Below are 22,503 nucleotides of genomic sequence, written 5' to 3'. Positions count from 1 at the left end.
AACCTCATGAAGCTCTCCGCGCGCGGCGCCGTCGAACCCTTCCACGCCATGGACGTTCTTGCCGAAGCGACCAGGCGGCGCGCCGCCGGCCGGCCCGTCATTTCCATGGCGGTCGGCCAGCCCGTCCATCCCGCGCCGCAGGCCGCCCGCGAAGCCGCGCGCCGTGCTCTCGACGTGGGCCGCATCGGCTACACGGACGCGCTTGGCCTCGTGTCCCTGCGGAGCGCCATTTCGGATTTCTACCGGCATCGCCATGGTGTGACGGTCGATCCCGCCCGCATCGCGATCACCACGGGCTCCTCCGCCGGCTTCAACCTCGCCTTCCTCGCGCTGTTCGACGCCGGCGATCGGGTGGCGATCGCACGCCCGGGCTATCCCGCCTATCGCAACATCCTCGCCGCGCTCGGCATCGAGACGGTGGAAATCGAGGTGAATGCGGAAAACGGCTTTACCCTGACACCGGAGGCGTTGGAGGCCGCGGCTTCCGCGCACGGACGTATCGATGGCGTGCTTCTCGCAAGCCCGGCGAACCCGACCGGCACCGTAACGGGTCGCGCCAATCTCGCTGCCTTGTCCGCGTACTGCCGCGACAACGGCATCGCCTTCATCTCGGACGAAATCTATCACGGGCTGACCTTCGTCGGCGAGGAGGCGACGGCGCTGCAATTCGGCGAGGATGCCGTCATCATCAACTCGTTCTCGAAATATTATTGCATGACCGGCTGGCGCATCGGCTGGATGGTGCTGCCGGAAAAGCTGGTACGCCCCGTCGAGCGCATCGCGCAAAGCCTCTACATCTCGGCGCCGGAACTGTCGCAGATCGCGGCGGAAGCGGCGCTGGGGGCCGAGGCGGAGCTGAACGTCTATCGCGACGCCTACCGCGTGAACCGGGATTTTCTGGTGAAGCGCCTGCCCGAAATCGGCTTTTCCATCGCGTCTCCCATGGACGGCGCGTTCTATGCCTATGTGGATGTCAGCCGTTTCACCAATGACAGCATGGCCTTCGCGCGCCGCATGCTGGCCGAAACCGATGTGGCCGCCACGCCCGGTATCGACTTCGACCCGCGCGACGGCAACCACACCATGCGCTTTTCCTATGCCGGCGCCTTCGAGGAGATGAACGAGGCGGTCGACCGCCTCGCGCGCTGGCTGGCCTGATGGCTTAAAGCGATTCCGTCTCAGGGACTTGCCGCGACAGGCGGACTCACTTTCTCAGGCACCTGAATCGCTTACTCAGACCCGGTTGATCGATACGCCGCCATCGACCAGCATCGCCGTACCGGTCATGAAGCTGGCCGCATCCGAGCACAGGAAGAGTGCGGCTTCGGCAATTTCCTCCGGCGCGGCGATGCGTTTGAAGACATTGAGCCTCGCCACGAATTCCAATGCCTCCGGCGTATTGGCGACGTGGCGGCCCATCGGCGTGTCGGTCGCGCCGGGCAGGAGCGCGTTCACGCGAATGCCTTTCTGGCCATACTCCGAAGCGAGAACCTGGGTGAGGCCGACGAGGCCGGATTTCGAGGCGGCATAGGCCGCCAGCCCCGGAAAGCCTGCGGTGTAGCCGACAAACGTTGAAGTGAAGACAATGGAGCCGCCCCCGCGCGCTTCCATCGCCGGCAGCTGATGCATCGCCGCAAGAAAACCGCTCGTGAGATTGACGTTGACGACAGCCTGCCAGTCCGCGAGCGAAAGCGCGGGAAGCGCACCGACGGGTCCGGTGGCGCCGGCATTGTTGAAGACGATATCGAGGCCGCCGAATTCTGCCTGCGCTGCGGCGACGAGCGCCTCGTGGTGCGCCTCCTCGCCGACATCGCCGGATAGCGCGATCGCTCTGCCGCCCTGTGCGCGGATGTCCTGCGCGACGGCCTCGAGCCGTTCACGGCCACGAGCGGAAAGAACGAGGCTCGCGCCCTCACGGGCGAAAAGCAGTGCGGCGGCGCGGCCGATGCCCGAACTGGCTCCGGTGATGATGGCGACCTTGCCGGAAAGGCGTGTCATGGAATGTCTCCTTGCTCTGTCCAAGGACATCCGTGTCGCAGACGACGGGGCGGGCAACCACCCGATACAGGTGCGGCCCCGAGAACGAAAAAGGCCCGGTCGAAACCGGGCCTTCTGAAGTCAAGATTGTCCAAGAGTTCTCAGAAGAACCCGCGGCGCTGCCACCAGCCGCCCTTCTTGGGCTTGTCGGCCTCGTTGTCCGAAGGCGTCTCCTTGGCGGTGGACGACTTCACGACGGGCTCCGACGCGATCTTGTTGATATCGCGGTTGGCGCGGGTCGGCTTGGCGGGCGCATCGAGGTCCTCGGAGGCCTCTTCGACTTCCGTCTCCGCAGGCACTTCCGCCTCTTCAGGGACAGCCGCCGGCTGCGCTTCGATCTCACTGCGGGCAACCTCGTCGGTCACGGCCTCTTCCTTGGCCTTGGCGCGGCTGCGGCGTGCCCGCTTGGGCTTGGCCGACGCGTCCTCCGCTGCAACCTCGGCCGGAGTTTCCTCGACGGGGGCAGCGACTTCGGTCACGTCGACCTCGACGGCTACAACCTCTCCGGCCTCGCCTTCGCTGTCATCGCCATCCTCGTCGGAACCGTCGGCCGAAGCCTCGACGCTGCCGTCTTCCGGACGGTTGCGACGGCCACCGCGCTTGCCGCGGCGGCGGCGCTTGCGGCGATCCGAACCGTCTTCGGAAGACTGGTCGGCTTTGGTGGCTTCCGCGCCCTCAAGGCCCTCGGCGTCGCCTTCCGCGTCGTCGTCATCCAGTGCGTCTTCGTCGCCGGCCTGTTCGCCGCCGAAGGAGGCGGTATCGGCACCGTCGCCGTTCTCACGGCCACGGCCGCGACGACGGCGGCGACGCTTGCGCTTGCGGCCGTTTTCATCGGATGCGGAGGACTGGCTCGCCGCGGCGGTTGCGGCCGGGCGTGCTGCTTCTTCCTCTTCCTCGTCGATCTCGTCTTCGATCACGACGTCGTCGTCTTCGGGTTCCGGCTCGAAATGCAGGATCTGCTCGATCTTGACCGGGTTCTCGACGGGCTCGCCCCGGTCGATCGCGAAATGCTGCGCGCCGACATGGGCGTCCGCATCGATGAGGATCGCCACGCCGAAGCGGCCTTCATAGTCGATGATCGTGCCGCGCTTGTGATTGAGCAGGTAGAGCGCGATATCGGGCGTCGTGCGCACCGTGATGTTGTGCGTGGTGTTCTTGAGGAGATATTCCTCGATGCCGCGCAGGACATGCAGCGCCACGGACGATTGCGAGCGGATATGGCCCGTGCCGTTGCAGTGCGGGCAGGTCTGCATGGTCGATTCGAGAACCGAGGCGCGGATGCGCTGGCGCGACATTTCGAGCAGGCCGAAATGCGAGATGCGGCCGACCTGGATGCGCGCGCGGTCGTTCTTGAGATGGTCCTTCAGGCGCTTCTCGACGGCCCGGTTGTTGCGCTTCTCCTCCATGTCGATGAAGTCGATGACGACGAGGCCGGCAAGGTCGCGCAGGCGCAGCTGGCGCGCCACTTCTTCCGCCGCTTCCAGGTTCGTCTGGAGCGCGGTCTCCTCGATGGAGTGCTCGCGCGTCGAGCGGCCGGAGTTGACGTCGATCGAGACGAGCGCCTCGGTCTGGTTGATGATGATGTAGCCGCCGGACTTCAGCGTCACCTGCGGCTGCAGCATGCGGTCGAGCTGGGCTTCGATGCCCGAGCGCGAGAAGATCGGATGCACGTCGCGATAGGGCTGGACGACCTTCGCATGGCTCGGCATCAGCATCTTCATGAAGGCTTTGGCTTCGCGGTAGCCTTCCTCGCCGGCAACGACGATCTCGCTGATGTCCTTGTTGTAGAGGTCGCGGATCGAACGCTTGATCAGCGAGCCTTCCTCATAGACGAGGCAGGGGGCCGTGGAGGCGAGCGTCAGCGTGCGGACGTTTTCCCACAGGCGCATCAGGTATTCGAAGTCGCGCTTGACCTCGACGCGGGTGCGGTTGGCACCGGCCGTGCGCAGGATGACGCCCATGCCCTGCGGGACCTCGAGGTCGCGGGCGATTTCCTTCAGGCGCTTGCGGTCCTGGAGGTTGGTGATCTTGCGGGAAATGCCGCCGCCGCGCGCCGTGTTCGGCATCAGGACCGAGTAACGGCCTGCCAGCGACAGGTAGGTGGTGAGAGCAGCGCCCTTGTTGCCGCGCTCTTCCTTGGCGACCTGCACGAGCAGGATCTGGCGGCGCTTGATGACTTCCTGGATGCGGTACTGCTTGCGCGGCTTGCGGCTCACGCGATCCGGAACCTCTTCCATGGCGTCTTCGGCGCCGACGGATTCGATGACTTCCTTCTCTTCGCCATTGTGGTCGTCGTCATCATCGTCGTCGTCACGATGGCGGCGGCCACGCTTGCGCTCGGCGGGCTCGGACACTTCGTCGGTATCGACCGCCATGGCCATGGCGCCACCGGGCGTCTCGTCGTCGCTGCCTTCGGACGAAGCGGCTTCCTCGGAGGCCGGAGCCTCCTCGGCCTTCGCCTTGGCCTTGCGGGGGCGACGTGCCTTCTTCGGCTTTTCGGCGGGCGCTTCGGGTTCCGCCGCGAGATCGGCGGAGGCTTCGACGACCTCCGGCTCGGCGGCAGGCTCGGCCTGGATTTCCTCGACGGCTTCTACGGCTTCGGCTTCCACGGTCTCGATCGTATCGGCGATCGATTCGTTATCGCCGCTGCCGGATGCGTGCGGGGCGGTCTCGACCGGCTCGATATCGTCATCGCGGCGATGATCCTCGGCCTCGGCCTTGAGCAGCGCCTGACGGTCGGCCAGCGGAATCTGGTAGTAATCGGGATGGATTTCGGCGAAGGCCAGGAAGCCGTGGCGGTTGCCGCCGTAGTCGACGAAAGCAGCCTGGAGCGAGGGCTCCACGCGCGTCACCTTGGCAAGGTAGATATTGCCGCGGATCTGTTTCTTGTGTTCGGATTCGAAGTCGAACTCTTCTATGCGGTTCCCGCGTACGACGACAACCCGCGTCTCCTCGGAGTGAGACGCGTCGATAAGCATTTTCTCTGCCATTTAAATTGTGCTCCTCGGCGCAGCCGCAATCCTGGCGGCGAGCTTTTCCCTGAGGGGAACGAGCCGGGGGAGGAGAGGGATGCGCCGGATAAGTAAGGTCTCGTCGGGCCCCGGTGAGGGGTAAGCGGACGAAGGGAGGCCGGCACGCGAGCGTCCCGTTGCCTGTTACCCTCTGAATGAATCCGCCGTGACAACATCAACGTCCAACGAGAATGCCAGTGCCATAGACCTGTTCGGTCCGATGAAATGCCCTTGGGTAAGGGCGAGCGGTGGATAACCACCTTGACTGTTCCGGCCACCGCCGGTTTACGCGATCTAATCGGCCGGGAAAAAGGTTTGCGACGGCGGATGAAGGCCCGGTTCGGCGCCAAGTTCCGATGGATTGGCTGCCTGCTCTAAGCGATTCTATCCCGTCTGTTCTTTCTCCCTGATTTTGCTTTTATGGCGGATATGTCACAATGGCAAGGGAAAAGCCCTTGCGTCATAATCTTGATCCAATTGACGGTCTGTGTGCGCGCTTGCAGCGTGTGCGCGGGATCGCAAGATTTGATTAACCATATGATAGCATCTATAGGCCTCGTCCTGCACCGCATCGCGCGGTTTTCACGCGTTTGAACGGACTGCCAGTGGTGATGCTACGCTCCCTGAACCACAGATTTTCCCGGCTTGTCCCGGGCCTGTTTCTCGCCGCGCTGCTGTTTTGCGTGCCCGCAGGGGCATTCGCGGCGTCGGCGGACGCGTCGCCGCTGCTCGCCTTCGCCGCCCGCATCGCCGGTGATGACGCGCGCACCCGCCTGATCATCGATTTCGACCGCAAGCCGGATTTCGAGGTGCATTACGTCGCCAATCCCTACCGTATCCTCATCGACCTGCCGCAGACGGATTTCGGCATCAAGGCGGAGGAGCTGGAGGCGCGCGGCATCTTCACGGACATCCGCTACGGCGCCATGGCCGCCGGCCGCTCCCGCATCGTGCTGACGGCGACCCGTCCGGTCGGCGTGGCGCTGGCCGAGGTGCAGCAGGAGGAGGGGGCGTCCAGCCACCGCCTCGTCATCGACGCGGCCATCGTCACCGAGACGGTCTTCCAGGCGCAGATGGAAAAGCAGAGCTGGAAGGAAGTGTCCGCGCAGGCCGGCAGCGACCTGCCGGTCCAGCTGCCCGGCAGCAAGGCCGACGGTCCCTTCGTCATTGCGGTCGACGCAGGCCACGGCGGCATCGACAACGGCGCGCGTGGCGGCGTCACCAAGATGGAGGAAAAGCACGTCACGCTCGCCTTTGCCAAGCAGCTGGCCGAAGCGCTGAACGCGCTGCCGGATACGCGCGCCATCCTGACGCGCGACAAGGATGAATTCCTCTCGCTCTCGCAGCGCGTGCAGCTTGCCCGCAGCGAAGGCGCGAACCTTCTCATCTCCATCCATGCCGATACGCTGCGGCAGAAGGATATCCGCGGCGCGACGGTCTATACGATCTCCGACAAGGCCTCCGACAGCCTTGCCGCAAGCCTGGCCGAGCGTGAAAACCTGTCGGACCAGATCGCCGGCATCGCCTTTGTCGATGAACCGGCCGAGGTCGCCGACATCTTGCTCGACCTGACGCGCCGCGAAACCCAGGCCTTCTCCATCAATCTGGCGCAGAGCGTGGTCGGCAAGTTCAAGGACCAGGTCCTGCTGATCAACAATCCGCACCGGCATGCCGGCTTTCGCGTGCTGACGGCGCCGGACGTGCCGTCGATCCTGCTCGAACTCGGCTTCATGTCGAACAAGGAAGACGAGAAGCTTCTGACCGATCCGGAATGGCAAAAGAAGGTCGCCGGCCTCATCGCCGAGGCCGTGAAGGATTACCGCACAACCGTTGCCTCCAACGGCGGTTAAGCCTTTCGTGCGATAGTAGCGGCAAGGCGATGCGCGATATGCTAGTTTGGCTGCTGTGCCGGAAAAGTGACAACGGTCGCCAATGTGCGGTGGCGAAGCGGGCAAGCATACTGTAAAGCCCTATTTTCCTCACATTCCGATCGCTAGACGGGTTCGAGAAAATTGAGGCGTGACTCGTCTTCAGAGTGCCGGCGTGACGCATGTCGTCGCGTCGGTGAAGACCGGCCGGCAGGTCCGCGCGACGAAATTATAAAGACATAAGGCATCGGTAACTGGCTCATGATCAGACTGATTGGATATTTCTTCGGGATTGGCGCCGTTTTCTTCCTCGTCGTGGCAGGCGCGGTCGCCCTTTATCTCGGAAGTGTCACCAAGGATCTTCCCGATTATGAGGTCTTGAACAGCTATGCGCCGCCGGTGACGACGCGTGTCCATGCCGGCAACGGCGCGCTGATGGCCGAATATGCCCGCGAACGGCGCCTCTACCTGCCCATCCAGGCCATTCCCGACCGGGTGAAGGCCGCCTTTCTGTCGGCTGAAGACAAGAATTTCTACCAGCACCCCGGCGTCGACGTGACCGGCCTCTTCCGCGCCATCGTCGTCAACCTCCAGAATATGGGCTCGGGCCGCCGTCCCGTCGGTGCATCGACGATCACCCAGCAGGTCGCCAAGAACTTCCTGCTCTCGTCGGACCAGACGATGGACCGCAAGGTCAAGGAAGCGATCCTGTCCTTCCGCATCGAGCAGGCCTACTCCAAGGACCGCATTCTCGAACTCTATCTCAACGAGATCTTCTTCGGTCTGAATTCCTACGGCATCGCCGGCGCGGCGCTCACCTATTTCGACAAGTCCGTCACGGAACTCACGATCGCCGAGACGGCCTATCTGGCCGCGCTGCCCAAGGGCCCGTCCAACTACCATCCGTTCCGCCGGACCGAGGCAGCGCTCGAGCGCCGCAACTGGGTCATCGACCGCATGGTGGAGAATGGCTATATCACCCAGAGCGACGGCGCAGACGCCAAGACGCAGCCGCTCGGCGTGACGCCGCGCCATCGCGGCACCTATCTCTTTGCTTCCGATTACTTCTCCGAAGAAGTGCGTCGCCAGATCATCGAGCGTTATGGCGACAACGCGCTGTATGAAGGCGGCCTTTCGGTCCGCACGTCACTGGATCCGCGCATCCAGGTCGCCGCGCGCAAGGCGTTGCAGCACGGCCTGATCAGCTATGACGAGCGTCGCGGTTTCCACGGCCCGATCAAGAGCATTCAGATCGGTGGCGACTGGGGTGTCGAGCTTGCCAAGATCGACGCCTTCTCCGATGTGCCGGAATGGAAGCTCGCCGTCGTGCTGTCGGCAGACGACAGTGGCGCCGATATCGGCTTGCAGCCGGGCAAGGATGCATCCGGCAAGGTCGTCGAGCAGCGTGTGACCGGCCGCATCGCAGCCAAGAGCATGACCTGGGCCTATCGTTCCGCCAAGGGAGACCGCAAGACGGCGAAGTCGCCGGCGGGCGTGTTGGAAGTCGGCGATGTCGTCTATGTTGAGCCGACCGAAGACGGCGGCTACCGCCTGCGTCAGCCGCCGAAGGTACAGGGCGGCCTCGTTGCCATGGATCCGCATACGGGCCGCGTGCTGGCCATGGTCGGCGGCTTCTCCTATGGCCAGTCGGAATTCAACCGCGCCACGCAGGCAATGCGCCAGCCGGGTTCGTCCTTCAAGCCGTTCGTTTACGCGGCCGCTCTCGACAACGGCTATACGCCGGCGTCGGTGATCATGGACGCGCCATTCGAGATCGTCGCCGGCGGCCAGGTGTGGCGCCCGCAGAACTACGGTGGCGGCTCGGCCGGTCCGTCGACGCTGCGTCTCGGCATCGAGCGCTCGCGCAACCTCATGACCGTTCGCCTTGCCAACGACATGGGTATGAACCTCGTCGCCGAATATGCCGAGCGCTTCGGCATCTACGACAAGATGCTGCCGGTTCTGGCCATGTCGCTCGGCTCCGGCGAGACGACCGTCATGCGCATGGTCTCGGCCTATGCGGTGCTGGCGAACGGCGGCAAGCAGATCAAGCCATCGCTGATCGACCGTATTCAGGACCGTTACGGCAAGACGATCTTCCGGCATGAAGAGCGCACCTGCGAGAACTGCAATGCCAATGACTGGGAAAACCAGGCCGAGCCGGAGCTCGTCGACAATCGCGAGCAGGTTCTCGACCCGATGACCGCCTACCAGATCACCTCGATGATGGAAGGCGTCATCACGCGCGGCACCGCCGCCGGCAAGATCAAGCTCGACCGTCCGGTCGCCGGCAAGACCGGCACCACCAACGACGAGAAGGATGCCTGGTTCGTCGGCTATACGCCGGATCTCGTGGCCGGCCTTTATATCGGCTTCGACAGCCCGGCGCCGATGGGCCGTGGCGCGACTGGCGGCTCGCTGTCCTCGCCGATCTTCAACGAGTTCATGCAGGCGGCACTGGAGGGCACGCGTCCCACCAAGTTCATCGTTCCCGAGGGCATGCAGTTCATCGCCGTCAACCGCAAGACGGGCATGCAGGCCTATGAAGGCGAGCCGGATACCATCATGGAAGCCTTCAAGCCCGGCACGGGCCCGGCCGATGTCTTCTCGGTCATCGGCGGCGACGAGTATGCGACGCCGGAGGAAATCCTGAAGAGCTCGCCGCAGGCGAACCAGGCCGTAACGGGCGGCAGCGGCGGCCTGTTCTGATCCATATCGCATTCCTTTGAGGGCGGGCGCGGGGGTTTACATCCGCGCCCGCCCTCTCTATTTCGGGGCCACCGAAACACGAGCATTGAAGAAACGGACATGCGCGCGGAAATCGAGAATATCGTCGACGAAATCAAGCAGGCCATAAGCCTGCTGAGGAGGCATCTTTGACTGGGATCAGGCGGTAAGACGACTGGACTGGTTGAACAACAAGGCAGAGGATCCCAACCTCTGGAACGATGCCCAGGAAGCCCAGAAGCTGATGCGCGAACGCCAGCAGCTGGACGAGAGCATCAATGCCGTGAGGGCCATCGAACAGCAGCTTCGTGACAATATCGAGCTGATCGAACTCGGCGAGGAAGAGGGCGATGCATCCATCGTCAGCGAAGCCGAGGAGGCGTTGAAGGCCGTCAAGGTCGAGGCCGCGCGCAAGCAGGTCGAGGCCATGCTTTCCGGCGAGGCCGACAGCAACGACACCTATCTCGAAGTGCATTCGGGCGCCGGCGGCACGGAAAGCCAGGATTGGGCGAACATGCTTCTGCGCATGTATACGCGCTGGGCGGAGCGGTCGGGCTACAAGGTGGAGCTTCTGGAAATCCACGACGGCGAAGAGGCCGGCATCAAGTCCGCCACGCTGCTCGTCAAGGGCCACAATGCCTATGGCTGGCTGAAGACGGAATCGGGCGTGCATCGCCTCGTGCGCATCTCGCCCTATGACAGCAATGCGCGCCGCCACACCTCGTTCTCCTCGATCTGGGTCTATCCGGTCGTGGACGACTCGATCAACATCGAGGTCAACGAAAGCGACTGCCGGATCGACACCTACCGTTCGTCCGGCGCCGGCGGGCAGCACGTCAACACGACCGATTCGGCCGTGCGCATCACGCACATTCCGACCGGCATCGTGGTGGCCTGCCAGCAGGAGCGTTCGCAGCACAAGAACCGCGCCAAGGCGTGGGACATGCTGCGTGCACGCCTGTACGAAGCCGAGCTGAAGAAGCGCGAAGACGCCGCCAATGCCGAGGCCGCTTCCAAGACGGATATCGGCTGGGGTCACCAGATTCGCTCTTACGTCCTCCAGCCCTACCAGCTGGTCAAGGACCTCAGGACCGGCGTCGAAAGCACGGCACCATCGGATGTGCTCGACGGCGAACTCAACGAGTTCATGGAAGCCGCGCTGGCGCACCGCGTGAACGGCGGCAGCGATGCCGTGGTCGATGACCTCAACTGATACCTGACAGGCAGGTGAGCGATTGCAGACGGGCGCTTCGGCGCCCGTTTCAGTTTGTGGCGCGCTCCACCTTGATCTCGCCGAGATCGTCGATCAGCACCGTCCAGCTCTCGGGTTCGCTCGCCTTGGGATCCGTCTTCAGGTAGACCGTCGCGAAGAAACCCGGCTGTGTCGTGATGCCGGACGAGTTTTCCGGGCGGATATCCGTCACATAGGGCTTTATCGCGGAAAATTCCTCCAGCGCGGTGGAGGAGGCGATCTTCGGCCCCTCCGCGGTGGCCTCGATCTGCTGGAGATGCACTTCGGCCGTTCCATCCGGCTGGCGCACGGCGATCAGCTTGTAGTAGCCGCGCCGCGCCTCCGATCCCGTCTCCTCCGCAGGCTCCTCCCAGAAGCCCGTGCTGACGACGAAGGTGACCGTTTCCGCAACGGGCGGTGCGTCGCCGGCGGCCTGGGCCGGTGCGCAGGCAAGGGCGAAGAAAGCAATGGCGGCGGCTGGCGTGAACCGTTTGGTCGGCGCATTCATGGCGAACTCCTTCCCGGTAGTGTCGTGCGATCAGTAATCGAACTGTTCGGCGAGAATCCGGTCGGACCAGGAATGATCCGGATCAGAAAGGATTCGCGCCGCCAGGCCGACCGATTCGGCGATTCGCACCGACGTTACCGATTTGACCTCGGTATTGTCGGCGACCGCGTTCACCGGGCGCTTTTCGGCCTCCAGCACCTCGATCTCGACCGTCACCTTGTTGGGAAGCAGTGCACCGCGCCAGCGGCGCGGCCGGAAGGCGCTGACCGGCGTCAGCGCCAGCAGCGGCGCTTCCAGCGGCAGGATCGGCCCGTGGGCGGAGAGATTGTAGGCCGTCGAGCCGGCAGGCGTCGCCAGGAGCAGGCCGTCGCAAATCAGCTCCTCCAGCCGCACGCGGCCGTCCACGCTGACGCGCAGCTTTGCCGCCTGGTAGGACTGGCGAAACAGATAGACTTCGTTGATGGCGAGCGCCCGCCGCTCGAGGCCGCTGGCGTCGCTCGTGACCATCTCAAGCGGACGGAACGCGTTTTCGACTGCCCGCTCGACACGGGCCGGAAGATCCTTCGCATCATAGCGGTTCATCAGGAAGCCGACGGAGCCCCGGTTCATGCCGTAGACGCATTTGCCCGTGTTCATCGTTGTATGCAGCGTCTGGAGCATGAAGCCGTCGCCGCCGAGTGCGACGATCACATCGGCCTCTTCCGGATCGGTATTGCCATAGGCGGCAATCAGTTCCGCACGCGCTTCCTGCGCTTCAGCCGCCTGCGACGCAACGAAGGAGAAGGTGTTGAACTGGCGCGCCATGTGTCCGTCCGTCTCCTCTTGGGCTGTACCGCCTTCGCCCGACTTCACTCATGTTATCGGGGGGACGTTGCCGTCATCCAGTGAAGACGACTGCCCCTTCCCGAAATCGCCGGCACGCAACACGCCCGGGCGATCCTTGTTGCACGCCTTTATGCAATGTGCATCTGAAAAATATGACAGACCGGACGAGCCGCGGACCGGCCGCGGGGGAACTCAGGCCGTCAGGCTTTCTTACCTGGCGTACGGGCTTCCAGGCTCTTGAGTGCAGCCTGTCCCGCGGCGGCAGCCTGGAGCGGGTTGGTAAAAGGCCCTGTCACAGGGTAGGTCACGCCGCGAAAGGTCAGGGCGAAGAAATATTGGCCCCTGCGGTCCTTCTCGACCGTGACCTGCGAAACCGGTTCCTTGTCCGCCATGTCCGTTCCTCCAGGCAAGCGCTGGTCGCGATGCCCGATCGCATCGCCCCGTGAAACGCCCTATAGGACAGTCAGTCTCCTGCGGCAATGCGTTAGGTGTCTGCATCCAAGGTCTGGCGGCGTATCCGCGCACGCGGATGTTCACTGCAGCGGCAGTTCGAGTTGCGTCTTGTGCTTGAGCACATAGAGCGGTTTTGCGGCCGCCGCGGCCTTGCGCTGGAGTTCCATGCGGTTCTGGACCTGTCGCTCCCGAAGCGACCGGCAAGCCTCGATGATGGCAACCGCGCGATCAAGGGTATCGTTCTGCATATCGCATCTCTGTTTGTTCTCTATATGTTCTATTTTGGAACGAAAAGCAAGAGCGCGCCGAAAGAGCGGCATTCGCGGCGTCGGACTCCGGAGTCCTGGAGATGGGTGGCTGCCGATAAACAGGTCTTCGCTGTCGATCGCCGTGCGTCCGGAACCTCGGCGGGGCATTGCCGTTTCCTTCCTCAACAAAGGAGGCCGTCATGACCCATGCAGCGGATATAGCGAAAGAATATCAAAGACTGGGCGGCAAGCGCCTGGCCAAGCTCGACGACAACCTGGTTTCGACCCGCCAATGGGACGACGAGCCCGCCGAAGCCGCAACCTTCTGGAAAGAAAATGTGGAAGTCCTGAGCGACAAGGAGCAGGCGGAAGTCGTCACCAACCTGAAAACGATCACGACCGAACGATAAGCGCACGATATTGGTTTGATGCGGACTGAGTGAGAAGCGTCATCGCACGTGCTCCTCGACGCGCCTGATTCGAACAGCCGTCGCATTCGCGAGCGCCGCTATCCGCTCTTCGTCGGGTATGTCTTCATCCGACATGAACCGCGCAAGGGCTTCAAGTCGATAGAGAAAATCGTCGGGGTGAGCGAGGTGGTGACACTGTGCCCGGACGGTCCGCCGACTGAGTTTCAGGAAGCTGACCTTCGCGCCGTCATAATGGAAATGTTCAACGACTATCAGCATTACCGATATCGGAGGTTTGTCCGCATTGAGGAGGAGCGCGCCAAACAGACCGCGCGGCTACCCCTCCACTCCAGCAGAAAGGAACCAGCATGAACAGCATTCGTAGTCTTGTCTGTGCCGGCCTCGCCCTTGCGGCCATGGCCTTCACCATCGCAGCGCCGGCCGTCGCGGCCACGCCCACCGATCCCGGCGCCTACGAAGCCATGAAGGCCTCGATCGAGAAGCCGGCCTTTCTCCATGTTCACGAGGTCGCCGTCGCGCTTCCCAGCGAAGCCCCGGCCACTGATATCATCCGCGCCGCCGGCCGAAGTTCGGTCGAGCCGTCCAGCCTGAACGTTGCCAGCACACCTGTCGCCGTCGCAGCCTACAGCCGCATCGACCCTGACATCGGCGCCCGAGCGGGAATCTAACCCCGCATACCCGAAACGAGAGCCGGGCTTAGGTCCGGCTTCTCAATTCAAGGATTGACACCATTATTGGGCCCGAAGCAACGTTGCGGCGTTTTTTATCTCTGCTAAAAAGATTTCAGCCAGATCGGTCTGCAAGCGCGTCCGGTGCTCTCCGTTGACCATTAAGTACAGGGCTTGTTGATAGTCATTTAATTTGATGGATGGGGATAATCCTGCATTTGCGTCGTAGGCGCTGGAGACCGTCTTGTCTGCTTGGTCTACGGCGGTTGTCACCATCGCAATGCCAACAATTCCTTTGACGAATTGATCAAGCAGCCCGCGGCGGGTGAACTCCTTGCTGCTTTCATAAGCCGCCGCCGCAGCACCAAGAGTGGTAAGTCCAGAAACTAGGATGGGATTGATCTGCTTGGAGTAGCGATCCCAGCTTGGCTCGCGACAGTGCCGAGCTATAGCAACGTTAATCTTCCTTTTCAGGTCGCGCACAAGGCGAGACTCGGACGGAAGGTGGTCTGTGCCTGACTGAAGCAGTTTGTGAAAGTTGTTCTCCTTGAAAGCTAGGAGAGAATCTACGTGCCTGTTGAAGTCGCGGCGTTCGCCTCGCGAGTATCGCGTTTTGTTCATCTCGAACAATAGGTTTTCGAACGAGAATCCAGTTGGGGCGACGAACGGAGTTGCCCCAACCAGAGGCTCACTTTTGTGACGCCCGACCAAGTCGAAAAAGGAAGGGGCACTCCAAGGTTCAACGCCCACATTTAGCTCCAGATCCTTCATGGCGAGATAGTGGTGCCGTGCAGTGTCTAACGCCTGCCAGACGACTGTGGACTCGTCCACATTGCCATTCTTGATGCGGACAACGTTGAGCCATCCCTTGTCATACGCGTCTGCTTGATAAAGGCGAACCGCCTCCTGGAAGCTGCTTGTTTCCTGTTCGAACTGCTCCCTTACCCAAGACGCAACGTCGGGCTTATCGAGAATGGTGACGGTCCCACCTTCAAGTTTTTTAATCTCGGCATCAAAGGATTCATTCCATTCTGTGAAGCGAAAGCCTCTGGCCGCGAGGCTTTCACGATGAGTAGTGCCACTAAGCCAATCCTCCCGGGTGCCAACTTGAATTATACCGAGTCTAATGAGCTCGAGCATTTCTTCCGGGGTGTACCCAAGGCCATAGTTTGAACCGGCATCAGCAAGCTGATTGTAACTTGGGCTCCAGATTGTGACGCTATCCGCCACAAGCAGCATACGATGAAGCGAGCCCCAGCCGGTTTGTCCGAGTTCCCACGTGTGGAAAAGTGCGTCCAATCTTATCTCCTCCCCAATTCTATAATTGCCACGTGGGAATTCCCCGGGAGTATTGCAAGCAATGTTTGAACAACAATCAAGGAAATCAAGATGGCCGACGGCGGCACGCGACAACGCGCTGGCCGATTGTTCGAGAAGCGAATGTGCAAAGGAAGGCGCTCGTGTACGCCAATGCGATTGAGGCGAAGCTGGCGGGGCTGGAGACGAAAGAGATCGTCGTCGACCATGAGCTTGCCAATGCCATCAGCCGCGGCGCGTCCATCGCGCGGGCAAAGGGCATCAAGGTAGATGGTGCCGAGGCGAGCAGTCAGAGGGAAGGGGAAGCGCAGCCGGCCGAGAAGCCAAAGGCCAAGCGAGGGCGAAGGGCAAAGGTGGTCGAGGCGTGAAACATCGGCCGTGAAACATCGAGGCACCCCCTCAAAGTTTAAAAGGGGGCCGATTTTCCTGCATCCGCGTCCCCCCTTCATTTGCACTGAAACCAGTTCGGAAAGGGGGGTGTGGGTGAAGGCTTCGAACCTTGAAGGCGATTGGGCCGGGCCCTTCGCGTATGGCGTCGGGCCCGCGGATCCATCTCCGTCGCTGACGTTCTCTCCTGTTGTCACGGGCGCGCCGGGAACGCCGGCAGGCCTGATCGTGACGGGCAGCGGCCCTTACAATCTGGCCTTTACGATCCCGGCCGGCCTGACCGGGCTTCGCTGGCGTGGGGCGTATAATGCCGGCACGTCCTATCTTGAGCGCGACGGCGTTCGCGATAACGGCTCGACATGGATCGCGCTTCAGGACACGCTCGGCAACGCGCCGCCGGTCCTGCCGGCGACATCGAATGCCTTCTGGGAGCTTGTAGCCGCCAAGGGCCTCGAAGGGACGGGAACTGGCGATGTCGTTGGCCCGGCCGGCGCGATCAATGGACGGCCTGCGGTCTTCGACGGAACGTCCGGAAAGCTGCTTCGGGAAGGCCCGATACCATTCAGCGGTGCCTATGCCGATCTCTCCGGCAAGCCGACCCTCGGCGCCGCGGCCGCTATGAACGTCGGGTCAACTGCCGGCACGGCCGCGGCCGGCGATGATCCTCGCTTCACGTCCGGTGGCAGCACCCGCAGCGAAGCCCTTTTGGCGCTTGAGATCGCCGACCTGAAGGGAAGCCGGCTGGGCATGATCGGCGGAGTTGCCGATGCGTTCGATGACGAGACGGGCGTGGATACCGCCGCGTCGGTCAATGCTGCCTATGATGCCGCGAATGACTGGTACATGCCCGTGGCGCCGGCTGCGCAGACAGACGGCAACGGAAGCTCGGCGACGGGCGCGTCGCTCTTCACCTTGATATCGCGCGTATTCGCCCTGCGAAACGGCGAGAAAATGGTGTCCATTGGCGTGCAGACGAACGTCGCAAACGACGTGACCGTCAAGATCGTGCAGCGGAATTCCGCGACGAACTACACCGTCCTTCAATCCCACACATTTGCTCATCCGGGCGGTGGCTGGTTCGACTTCGTCCTGCCGGCGCCATTTGAGGTCCCTGCATCCGGCACGTTTCATGTGGGTGCGGTCCAGATACAGGGCCAAACGATCCTCACGCGGTCGGCAGCTCGCGCATATCTGGCAGGGGATGCTCCCGTTGGGCCCGCGACGTCAGGTTGGACGGAAGACAGTTCGGGGCCCGTCCGATGCGCGCATCATACCTGCCGACGAACATGAGCCTGAAATCGGTGTCCTACACGGCGCAGGTCGCGCCGACCAAGGGTAGACTGTCATTGCAGATCGCATCGGGCGCACCGACAATCAATGTCGATCTGCTGGCGGACATCTCGCGCGACGGCGGCATCAGCTGGACGACGGCAAATCTCGCCCTGGCCTCGTCCTTCTCGGGAATTGACGTGTTCGAGGCGCAAAATATCGACATCTCCGCGCAGCCGTCGGGGACCGCGATGCAGTGGCGCGTCAGAACCCAGAACAACAAACTGATCGCCGTTTCCGGCGTCGTCATGCAGTGGAGCTGAGACATGGCACCGAAAACATGGGGTAACGTCGTCGCCGAGGACTACGTGCCGGCGGAGATTTCCCGACGTCAGTTTTTTCAGGAACTGGCAAACCGCGAGATGATCACAAAGGAAGAGGCGCTGGCGGCGATCACCGTCGGTACGCTGCCGGCGGCCTTCGATATCCTGGTGTCGGCGATCCTCGACGAGGATATCGAGTGGCAGGCTCGAATGCTTCTGGCCGGGGCGACATCGTTCATGCGGGCAAACTGGTTCGTCGACTATTTCGCCACCATGCAGGGCTTCCCATCGGCCTACATGGACGACTTCTGGCGATCGGCGAGCCTTATCTAGAAGCGGACAGGTAGGACAGATTGCTGCATCGACGATTTTAGGTCAGCAGACTCTAAAAAAGGTCCAAGTAGATGAAGACCCGCTGGACGATTCACGATATTGCAGCGTGAGGGGAAATTCATAGTAGGGCGGAACTATGCTTACTCAGGCGCCACTCATTGCATGGGCGACAACGATCTCGGATTACATCTCTCAGCGGGTGGATAGAGTCAGCCGCTCGCGTTTGAAGGTGTTGGCAGGCTCACTGGCGATTTTTTACGCCGTTAACACTTTCGGTGGCATCCATTTCGGACCTTCGTGGCTCTCTCTACTTGTCTTGTTGGCGTGTATCGCTCCTGGCATCTCCGTCGGTATCAGGTCGCTGCCTAGTCCTTTCATAGTGGTTTGCGCGTCTGTTAACTTCTGCTGCGTGGCGTACTTGATCGGTATGCATGCCACTTACGACATCGGCCTTTCGGGAATTTTGAACTCGGTTTGGTTGCCCGTCTTGCTTGGCGTGCTAGGATTTGCACGGCCTACCCTAGGATGTATTCCCGCCACGGCAGCGTTTTGGTCGAAGCTGCATACAAACGCGGTTACAGGGCTGGGAGCCCCGTGGAGTGCTGACTTCATAATAATGCCTGATCTCGCATTGTACGTGTCCCTGTTGCTATCCGTCTACTGGTTGAGCAAAAGGTACCGAATTTCGGATGCTGCGGTCCTTGAAAAAAGCCAGTTTTTCAACAGCGCGGTCATCGTGATGGCAGGTGTTCACCTGTCGAACTATTTCCACTCGGGATGGCTCAAGCTCTTCCTGCCTGGTGGCTCGCTTTTAACTTGGGTAACGGAAAATCCAACTTTCATGCTAGCAATCCATGCATCGGATGTCGGAGGATTTACCGTACTGAATATGATGCAGGATCAAGATTGGCTGGTTCCTGCACTCGTTTGGTCAAATACACCTCTTAACGCTTTTGTCTTGGTCATTCAACTCTATTCGTTGTTCTGCTTGTTATCTCTTCGCCAATCTGCGTGGCTAACATCGCTTTACGATATTATGCACTTTGGAATATTCCTCCTGACAGCAATATTCTTTTGGAAATGGATGATACTAAACTTTGCTTTTGTTTATGCATTTAGCCGGATGCGGTTAAAGGACGGCCCCACATTTTCAATCAGACTTTTCGGATGCGCTCTGGTTCTGGTAGCGCCGTTACTGTCATTCAATATCGTCAAGCTTGCTTGGTTTGATACCGGCGCGATCAACGATGCTCACTTTGAAGTCGAAACGGCTTCCGGCTCCATCCTGAGGGTGCCTTCAAACTTCTTTTTGGAGAAGTCGATCAACGTGGCGCAACAGCGCATTGCCCGTCCCGTTAACGGTTTTCTGCCGACAAAAACTTGGGGAACCGTGGGCCATGATGACGTTAGGAGGAAGCTCGACGAAGCATGCCCCGCCACAGCGAGTGAGTGGGATCTGCCAACCGAAGACCTCAACAGGATCTCGAAGGTTGTCCAGATGCATCATTACCGAATGCTCGGTCTTGCTAGCGCCGATGGTCATCCGAAGTACAACATTTATCCACACCACATTTGGTCTGCGCCATGGCTGTTTCCGGACTTTGATAATATCGACCTAAGACAGGTGAGAAAGTACTTCTTTGTTGTGACGAGTCGATGTGTGTCGGTAACGCAGTCGGGCTATGTATCGCGGACCGATGTGAAGACCGCGCGATACGAGATAGCGCTCTGACGGGAGGCGGTTGTGTCTGAATTGAAAGTTCGTTTCGCGCCGGTGCTGGTGGTCGCGGCCCGTGCTCACCGCTGGTTCGCTGGGCGACCGGCCCTATGTTCGATCCTAGCGTTCGCATTCATCGCGTATTTGGATTTTTCCGCCTCTTTTGGGCGATCTATCGCTGCATCGTTCGGCGGTGACATGACTATGATACTCACGCGGGCGGTCGCCGACTTGAGGCCGGAGGTGTATGCAAACGACTTTGTCTTCTCGTCGCCGCAGAATTACACTTTCTACACAAACGCCTCAGTTTACCTTTTCCAACTTGCGGACTACCTGCGGGGAGGAGGCGTCGGATTCGAGTATCATGTGTTCGGCGCGATCGTGACGTTCCTATTTCTGTTCGGTTGGTACCGGCTTTTTCAGGAGGTGTCGCCGAGCCACTGGTGGTCGGTCTTATTTGCGCTAACCGTCGCAGTCGCGGTGCCCATGATCGTAGGGGATTATTGGGGCCTCTACAATGAGCCACAGCCCCGCGTCCAGTTCTCGACATTACTTCCCTTCTTGCTTCTGCTCGGCATTCGCGCTCACACTGACAGTCGCCTTTGGCTGGTAACATTTGGGTTAGCTGGGCTGGGGATGTGGATACATCCCGCCTCAGCGCCACCGGTTGCACTCTCGCTCATGTTTGCTATGGGGCTGGCCTCGCTTTGTTCGGCTGGTTTTTTACGAACGGTCTGGCTGTGTGTAATAAGTGGCGCGGTCTTCTTGACGATCGCGCTGCCCAACATGTGGATGTACTATTCAAGCATATCACAGGCTGCTACCGGCGCCGATCCGTCCATCGTGCGGGAAGCTTTGCTCATGCGATATGATCAAGGGTACTCCGAGCCACTGCAAGGGATCTGGACGCTATTTTCGCGTGCACTGTCTGGTCCTCGAGTTGCACTACTCGCAATCTTCGTCGCCGGTGCGTGTTTGGCCGCCGCGCGGCGAGATAGGAAGGCACTCTTTGTCGTGGTGTTTGGGCTAGGGCTCGTGCTTTTTGGAGGGGGCATTCCTGTCGCTGAAGATATTTTAGCTAGGCTCAGCGACCGAGCTCCCTCGCAGTTGGATCTTATTCGGTCTCTTCGATACCTAGTGCCTGTGCTTCTGTTCGTGTCATTCTGGGCTTGCGCCGCCGTGGTGCGAGGAGCAGCACTCCGGGCGAGCGTTCCGATTGCGCTATTGGTGATGTGGTTAGCGGCGGCATACTGGCCACCGATCTGGCCTCAGAGCCGCAGTGTAGTGCAAGGCTTGAAATGCCTAGTGCGCTTCCAAGTCGTGTGTCGTTCAAACACAAGCGATCCCCTGGAGCATGTTATGGAGTTTGCCCGATCCACAAGCCCAGATACAATGTTCTTCTCTCCGGACCAGGGGCCAAGGATTCGAGCATTTGCAGAACGCCCTCTTTCCTTCGGCTGGAAAGATATGGGCTGGCTAGCGTACTCGAATCACAAGCTGTTCGCTGAGAAGATAGATTTGCTCAGCCGATACAAGGAACTAGCCGCTCGTCCCGCTGGGCCGCAGACTACTTCGCAATGGATACAGTTCGGGAAGGAGACAGGAGCAGACTATGTAGTTATTAGGAATGCATCGAGCCCGTCCGAGCCAGTCAAGGTTGCTTTTTCCGCTGGCGTATACACCGTTTTTGATCTATCCGACACCGAGTAGATCACTCGGCTGGGGCGCCGCATGAAAATCGCATACGTATGTTCTGGGCCAATGCCGTCTCTGGCCGCTAATAGCGTGCATGTTATGAAAATGTGCGCAGCCATGGCCGAGAATGAGCACCAAGTTACTCTACTTTCGCCAACGTATCAGGTGGATCGGGCAAAAGTTCGAGTGCGCGATGTCTTCCGACACTACGGTGTCAAAAGAAGCTTTCGTCACGTCACGATACCGTCTATTCGACTCCCCCGAGTTGCTGTTAGATCGCACCGGTTCTTCCTACGAAGCATTCTTCGCTTAATGCGGCCGGACCTTGTGTACACACGGGTTCCGGAAGCTGCGCTGCTTGCTGCTGACCTTGGGCTGCGAGTTATTCTTGAACGTCATGACACTTTTTCTGAGGAGTCGAAACGCTACGCTACCATCTTCGAGGCGGTCGCCCGGCATCGGAACTGCGTGGCTATCGTCGTGATCTCGCATGCGCTCAAAACTGAACTTTCTAAGCAGTTTTCCCTTCCTGATTCCTGCTTCATAGTGGCCGCCGATGCGGCTGACCGTGTCGACGACGTGAAGCCACTGCTTTTTGAAAGTAACAGGCCCCGGGCGGGGTATGCCGGGCATCTTTATTCCGGCAAAGGTATCGAGGTGATCGATAAGCTCGCGCGAAGCATGCCTGATGTCGACTTTCACATCTTGGGTGGGACTGCCGACGACATCGCCGCGCAAAGGGCGCACATGAGTGGGTTATAGGTGATCACAGTGGCAAATCGCACGCTAGAGTCAAGCTACAAGGCGAAGTCATCAGGGAAGCTTCTGCGTCTCATCACCGCAGTCTTCTTTGCCATCCGGCGCATAGCCATGGGTTGATCCGCGCCGTTCGCTCGCCGGGAGCACGGTGGCGACGAGCGTTTGCATATCGATACGGACGAATTTATTGGTGTTCTCAGCAGCCTTGACCAGGCGTTAAATGTCTTTTTGGTGGATTGCGGCTCTTTGAGTCATGCGCGCATGCTGGCAGAGGCGCCGGCAGGCCGTGGTGTTGATGTGGTTAGAGGACGAAGTGCCATAACAGTTGGCAGCCTTTTGACCGTTGAGACTCGGCGAGCGCATAGGGAAACCATGCCTTTCCAGTCTATCAATGCAACCTACCATGCGAATAGGGAGCGTCTACTGGACATGCCGCGTGCTTTCTGTGTGAACTGCCCCCACTTTCGACCGGACAGTCGGCATAAGCAGAAAGGCTCAAGCACAGGCTTGAGGACAGGCTTATGTCTAACGCATATCGACACGTTGAATTGCTGACCGGTGATGTCCGCCGCAGGCGGTGGACAACCGAGCAAAAGCTGACGATCATTGAGCAGAGTTTCGAACCAGGCGAGACGGTATCTTCGACCGCTCGCCGCCATGGCGTCGCGCCCAATCTGCTTTATCGGTGGCGCAGGC

Annotated in this window: 22 protein-coding genes; 15 read left to right on the top strand and 7 right to left on the bottom strand. The window is 60.6% G+C overall.

Features of this window, described 5'->3' with window-relative positions:
* Window positions 1–6: 6 nt before the first annotated feature.
* Window positions 7–1,158, top strand: coding sequence for a pyridoxal phosphate-dependent aminotransferase (locus B5M41_RS25840; RefSeq protein WP_134650684.1), 1,152 nt, complete (start codon window positions 7–9; stop codon window positions 1,156–1,158).
* Between the two features lie 75 nt (window positions 1,159–1,233).
* Here the strand turns inward: B5M41_RS25840 and B5M41_RS25835 are convergent, their stop codons facing one another.
* Both B5M41_RS25835 and B5M41_RS25830 read right to left on the bottom strand, forming a co-directional pair.
* Window positions 1,234–1,998, bottom strand: a complete 765-nt coding sequence (locus tag B5M41_RS25835; RefSeq protein WP_134650683.1) for an SDR family oxidoreductase — start codon at window positions 1,996–1,998, stop codon at window positions 1,234–1,236.
* Window positions 1,999–2,138: 140 nt separating this feature from the next.
* The gene (locus tag B5M41_RS25830) at window positions 2,139–5,027 is read right to left on the bottom strand and encodes an Rne/Rng family ribonuclease (protein WP_134650682.1); all 2,889 of its coding nucleotides are present in this window, start codon (window positions 5,025–5,027) and stop codon (window positions 2,139–2,141) included.
* Window positions 5,028–5,659: 632 nt separating this feature from the next.
* Here B5M41_RS25830 and B5M41_RS25825 point away from each other — a divergent pair.
* The 3 genes from B5M41_RS25825 to prfB all read left to right on the top strand — a co-directional run bounded on the left by B5M41_RS25825 (window position 5,660) and on the right by prfB (window position 10,856).
* On the top strand, window positions 5,660–6,898 hold the full coding sequence (locus tag B5M41_RS25825; RefSeq protein ID WP_134650681.1) for an N-acetylmuramoyl-L-alanine amidase: 1,239 nt from the start codon (window positions 5,660–5,662) through the stop codon (window positions 6,896–6,898).
* A gap of 279 nt (window positions 6,899–7,177) precedes the next feature.
* A complete protein-coding gene (locus tag B5M41_RS25820; protein WP_134650680.1) occupies window positions 7,178–9,625 on the top strand; it encodes a penicillin-binding protein 1A in 2,448 nt (815 codons plus the stop codon).
* A gap of 99 nt (window positions 9,626–9,724) precedes the next feature.
* Window positions 9,725–10,856 (top strand): peptide chain release factor 2 gene (prfB, locus tag B5M41_RS25815; protein WP_134650679.1). Its coding sequence is split into 2 segments (ribosomal slippage): window positions 9,725–9,793 and window positions 9,795–10,856, totalling 1,131 coding nucleotides; the frame shifts between segments, so codons are not numbered across the junction.
* A gap of 49 nt (window positions 10,857–10,905) precedes the next feature.
* On the opposite strand, the gene B5M41_RS25810 is transcribed toward prfB, so the two are convergent.
* The 4 genes from B5M41_RS25810 to B5M41_RS25795 all read right to left on the bottom strand — a co-directional run bounded on the left by B5M41_RS25810 (window position 10,906) and on the right by B5M41_RS25795 (window position 12,908).
* Entirely contained in the window at window positions 10,906–11,382 is a 477-nt protein-coding gene (locus B5M41_RS25810) for a hypothetical protein (RefSeq protein ID WP_134650678.1), read from the bottom strand.
* A gap of 30 nt (window positions 11,383–11,412) precedes the next feature.
* Entirely contained in the window at window positions 11,413–12,186 is a 774-nt protein-coding gene (locus tag B5M41_RS25805; RefSeq protein WP_134650677.1) for an NAD kinase, read from the bottom strand.
* A 221-nt stretch (window positions 12,187–12,407) separates the two neighbouring features.
* Window positions 12,408–12,599: a hypothetical protein gene (locus B5M41_RS25800; RefSeq protein WP_134650676.1), complete on the bottom strand. Its 192-nt coding sequence runs from the start codon at window positions 12,597–12,599 to the stop codon at window positions 12,408–12,410.
* A 141-nt stretch (window positions 12,600–12,740) separates the two neighbouring features.
* Window positions 12,741–12,908 carry a hypothetical protein gene (locus tag B5M41_RS25795; RefSeq protein WP_160871425.1) on the bottom strand — a complete coding sequence of 56 codons (168 nt, stop codon included), beginning with the start codon at window positions 12,906–12,908 and terminating at the stop codon, window positions 12,741–12,743.
* 200 nt (window positions 12,909–13,108) lie between these two features.
* Here B5M41_RS25795 and B5M41_RS25790 point away from each other — a divergent pair, with 200 nt between their 5' ends.
* Genes B5M41_RS25790 through B5M41_RS25780 form a run of 3 tightly spaced genes read left to right on the top strand, consistent with a single transcriptional unit; the run spans window position 13,109 to window position 14,007 of the window.
* Window positions 13,109–13,318 carry a hypothetical protein gene (locus B5M41_RS25790; protein ID WP_134650675.1) on the top strand — a complete coding sequence of 70 codons (210 nt, stop codon included), beginning with the start codon at window positions 13,109–13,111 and terminating at the stop codon, window positions 13,316–13,318.
* Window positions 13,319–13,366: 48 nt separating this feature from the next.
* The gene (locus B5M41_RS25785) at window positions 13,367–13,690 is read left to right on the top strand and encodes a hypothetical protein (RefSeq protein WP_134650674.1); all 324 of its coding nucleotides are present in this window, start codon (window positions 13,367–13,369) and stop codon (window positions 13,688–13,690) included.
* On the top strand, window positions 13,687–14,007 hold the full coding sequence (locus tag B5M41_RS25780) for a hypothetical protein (RefSeq protein WP_134650673.1): 321 nt from the start codon (window positions 13,687–13,689) through the stop codon (window positions 14,005–14,007). The genes B5M41_RS25785 and B5M41_RS25780 overlap by 4 nt, the downstream gene beginning before the upstream one ends.
* 63 nt (window positions 14,008–14,070) lie before the next feature.
* Here the strand turns inward: B5M41_RS25780 and B5M41_RS25775 are convergent, their stop codons facing one another.
* On the bottom strand, window positions 14,071–15,306 hold the full coding sequence (locus B5M41_RS25775) for a hypothetical protein (protein ID WP_134650672.1): 1,236 nt from the start codon (window positions 15,304–15,306) through the stop codon (window positions 14,071–14,073).
* 161 nt (window positions 15,307–15,467) lie between these two features.
* On the opposite strand from B5M41_RS25775, the gene B5M41_RS25770 reads away from it, so the two are divergent.
* From B5M41_RS25770 to B5M41_RS25735, 8 genes are all read left to right on the top strand, one after another.
* Window positions 15,468–15,692, top strand: a complete 225-nt coding sequence (locus B5M41_RS25770; protein WP_134650671.1) for a hypothetical protein — start codon at window positions 15,468–15,470, stop codon at window positions 15,690–15,692.
* A 115-nt stretch (window positions 15,693–15,807) separates the two neighbouring features.
* Window positions 15,808–17,001, top strand: coding sequence for a hypothetical protein (locus B5M41_RS25765; protein ID WP_134650670.1), 1,194 nt, complete (start codon window positions 15,808–15,810; stop codon window positions 16,999–17,001).
* Complete coding sequence (locus B5M41_RS25760) at window positions 16,971–17,303, top strand: hypothetical protein (RefSeq protein ID WP_134650669.1); 333 nt, start codon at window positions 16,971–16,973, stop codon at window positions 17,301–17,303. Before B5M41_RS25765 ends, B5M41_RS25760 begins: the two co-directional genes overlap by 31 nt.
* A gap of 3 nt (window positions 17,304–17,306) precedes the next feature.
* Entirely contained in the window at window positions 17,307–17,636 is a 330-nt protein-coding gene (locus B5M41_RS25755) for a hypothetical protein (RefSeq protein WP_134650668.1), read from the top strand.
* Between the two features lie 136 nt (window positions 17,637–17,772).
* Window positions 17,773–19,368 (top strand): hypothetical protein, encoded by a 1,596-nt coding sequence (locus B5M41_RS25750; protein ID WP_134650667.1) that lies wholly within the window; start codon window positions 17,773–17,775, stop codon window positions 19,366–19,368.
* A 12-nt stretch (window positions 19,369–19,380) separates the two neighbouring features.
* On the top strand, window positions 19,381–21,063 hold the full coding sequence (locus B5M41_RS25745; RefSeq protein WP_134650666.1) for a hypothetical protein: 1,683 nt from the start codon (window positions 19,381–19,383) through the stop codon (window positions 21,061–21,063).
* A gap of 21 nt (window positions 21,064–21,084) precedes the next feature.
* The gene (locus tag B5M41_RS25740; RefSeq protein WP_134650665.1) at window positions 21,085–21,810 is read left to right on the top strand and encodes a glycosyltransferase; all 726 of its coding nucleotides are present in this window, start codon (window positions 21,085–21,087) and stop codon (window positions 21,808–21,810) included.
* 518 nt (window positions 21,811–22,328) lie between these two features.
* Window positions 22,329–22,503, top strand: a 175-nt coding sequence (locus B5M41_RS25735; RefSeq protein ID WP_230640248.1) for a transposase, incomplete at its 3' end; no start/stop codon positions are given.

The sequence above is a fragment of the Shinella sumterensis genome (assembly GCF_004514425.2).
Lineage (GTDB): Bacteria > Pseudomonadota > Alphaproteobacteria > Rhizobiales > Rhizobiaceae > Shinella > Shinella sumterensis.
This window is presented reverse-complemented; position numbering and strand designations above follow the sequence as displayed.

What these genes read in the sequence shown, in the direction of transcription:
- B5M41_RS25820 (WP_134650680.1), top strand. Translation starts at nt 7,178, where the DNA reads ATGATCAGACTGATTGGATATTTCTTCGGGATTGGCGCCGTTTTCTTC.
- B5M41_RS25830 (WP_134650682.1), bottom strand. Translation starts at nt 5,027, where the DNA reads ATGGCAGAGAAAATGCTTATCGACGCGTCTCACTCCGAGGAGACGCGG.
- B5M41_RS25780 (WP_134650673.1), top strand. Translation starts at nt 13,687, where the DNA reads ATGAACAGCATTCGTAGTCTTGTCTGTGCCGGCCTCGCCCTTGCGGCC.
- B5M41_RS25750 (WP_134650667.1), top strand. Translation starts at nt 17,773, where the DNA reads ATGCTTACTCAGGCGCCACTCATTGCATGGGCGACAACGATCTCGGAT.
- B5M41_RS25795 (WP_160871425.1), bottom strand. Translation starts at nt 12,908, where the DNA reads ATGCAGAACGATACCCTTGATCGCGCGGTTGCCATCATCGAGGCTTGC.
- B5M41_RS25840 (WP_134650684.1), top strand. Translation starts at nt 7, where the DNA reads ATGAAGCTCTCCGCGCGCGGCGCCGTCGAACCCTTCCACGCCATGGAC.
- B5M41_RS25790 (WP_134650675.1), top strand. Translation starts at nt 13,109, where the DNA reads ATGACCCATGCAGCGGATATAGCGAAAGAATATCAAAGACTGGGCGGC.
- B5M41_RS25805 (WP_134650677.1), bottom strand. Translation starts at nt 12,186, where the DNA reads ATGGCGCGCCAGTTCAACACCTTCTCCTTCGTTGCGTCGCAGGCGGCT.
- B5M41_RS25760 (WP_134650669.1), top strand. Translation starts at nt 16,971, where the DNA reads ATGCGCGCATCATACCTGCCGACGAACATGAGCCTGAAATCGGTGTCC.
- B5M41_RS25810 (WP_134650678.1), bottom strand. Translation starts at nt 11,382, where the DNA reads ATGAATGCGCCGACCAAACGGTTCACGCCAGCCGCCGCCATTGCTTTC.
- B5M41_RS25835 (WP_134650683.1), bottom strand. Translation starts at nt 1,998, where the DNA reads ATGACACGCCTTTCCGGCAAGGTCGCCATCATCACCGGAGCCAGTTCG.
- B5M41_RS25740 (WP_134650665.1), top strand. Translation starts at nt 21,085, where the DNA reads ATGAAAATCGCATACGTATGTTCTGGGCCAATGCCGTCTCTGGCCGCT.
- B5M41_RS25800 (WP_134650676.1), bottom strand. Translation starts at nt 12,599, where the DNA reads ATGGCGGACAAGGAACCGGTTTCGCAGGTCACGGTCGAGAAGGACCGC.
- B5M41_RS25755 (WP_134650668.1), top strand. Translation starts at nt 17,307, where the DNA reads ATGGCACCGAAAACATGGGGTAACGTCGTCGCCGAGGACTACGTGCCG.
- B5M41_RS25825 (WP_134650681.1), top strand. Translation starts at nt 5,660, where the DNA reads ATGCTACGCTCCCTGAACCACAGATTTTCCCGGCTTGTCCCGGGCCTG.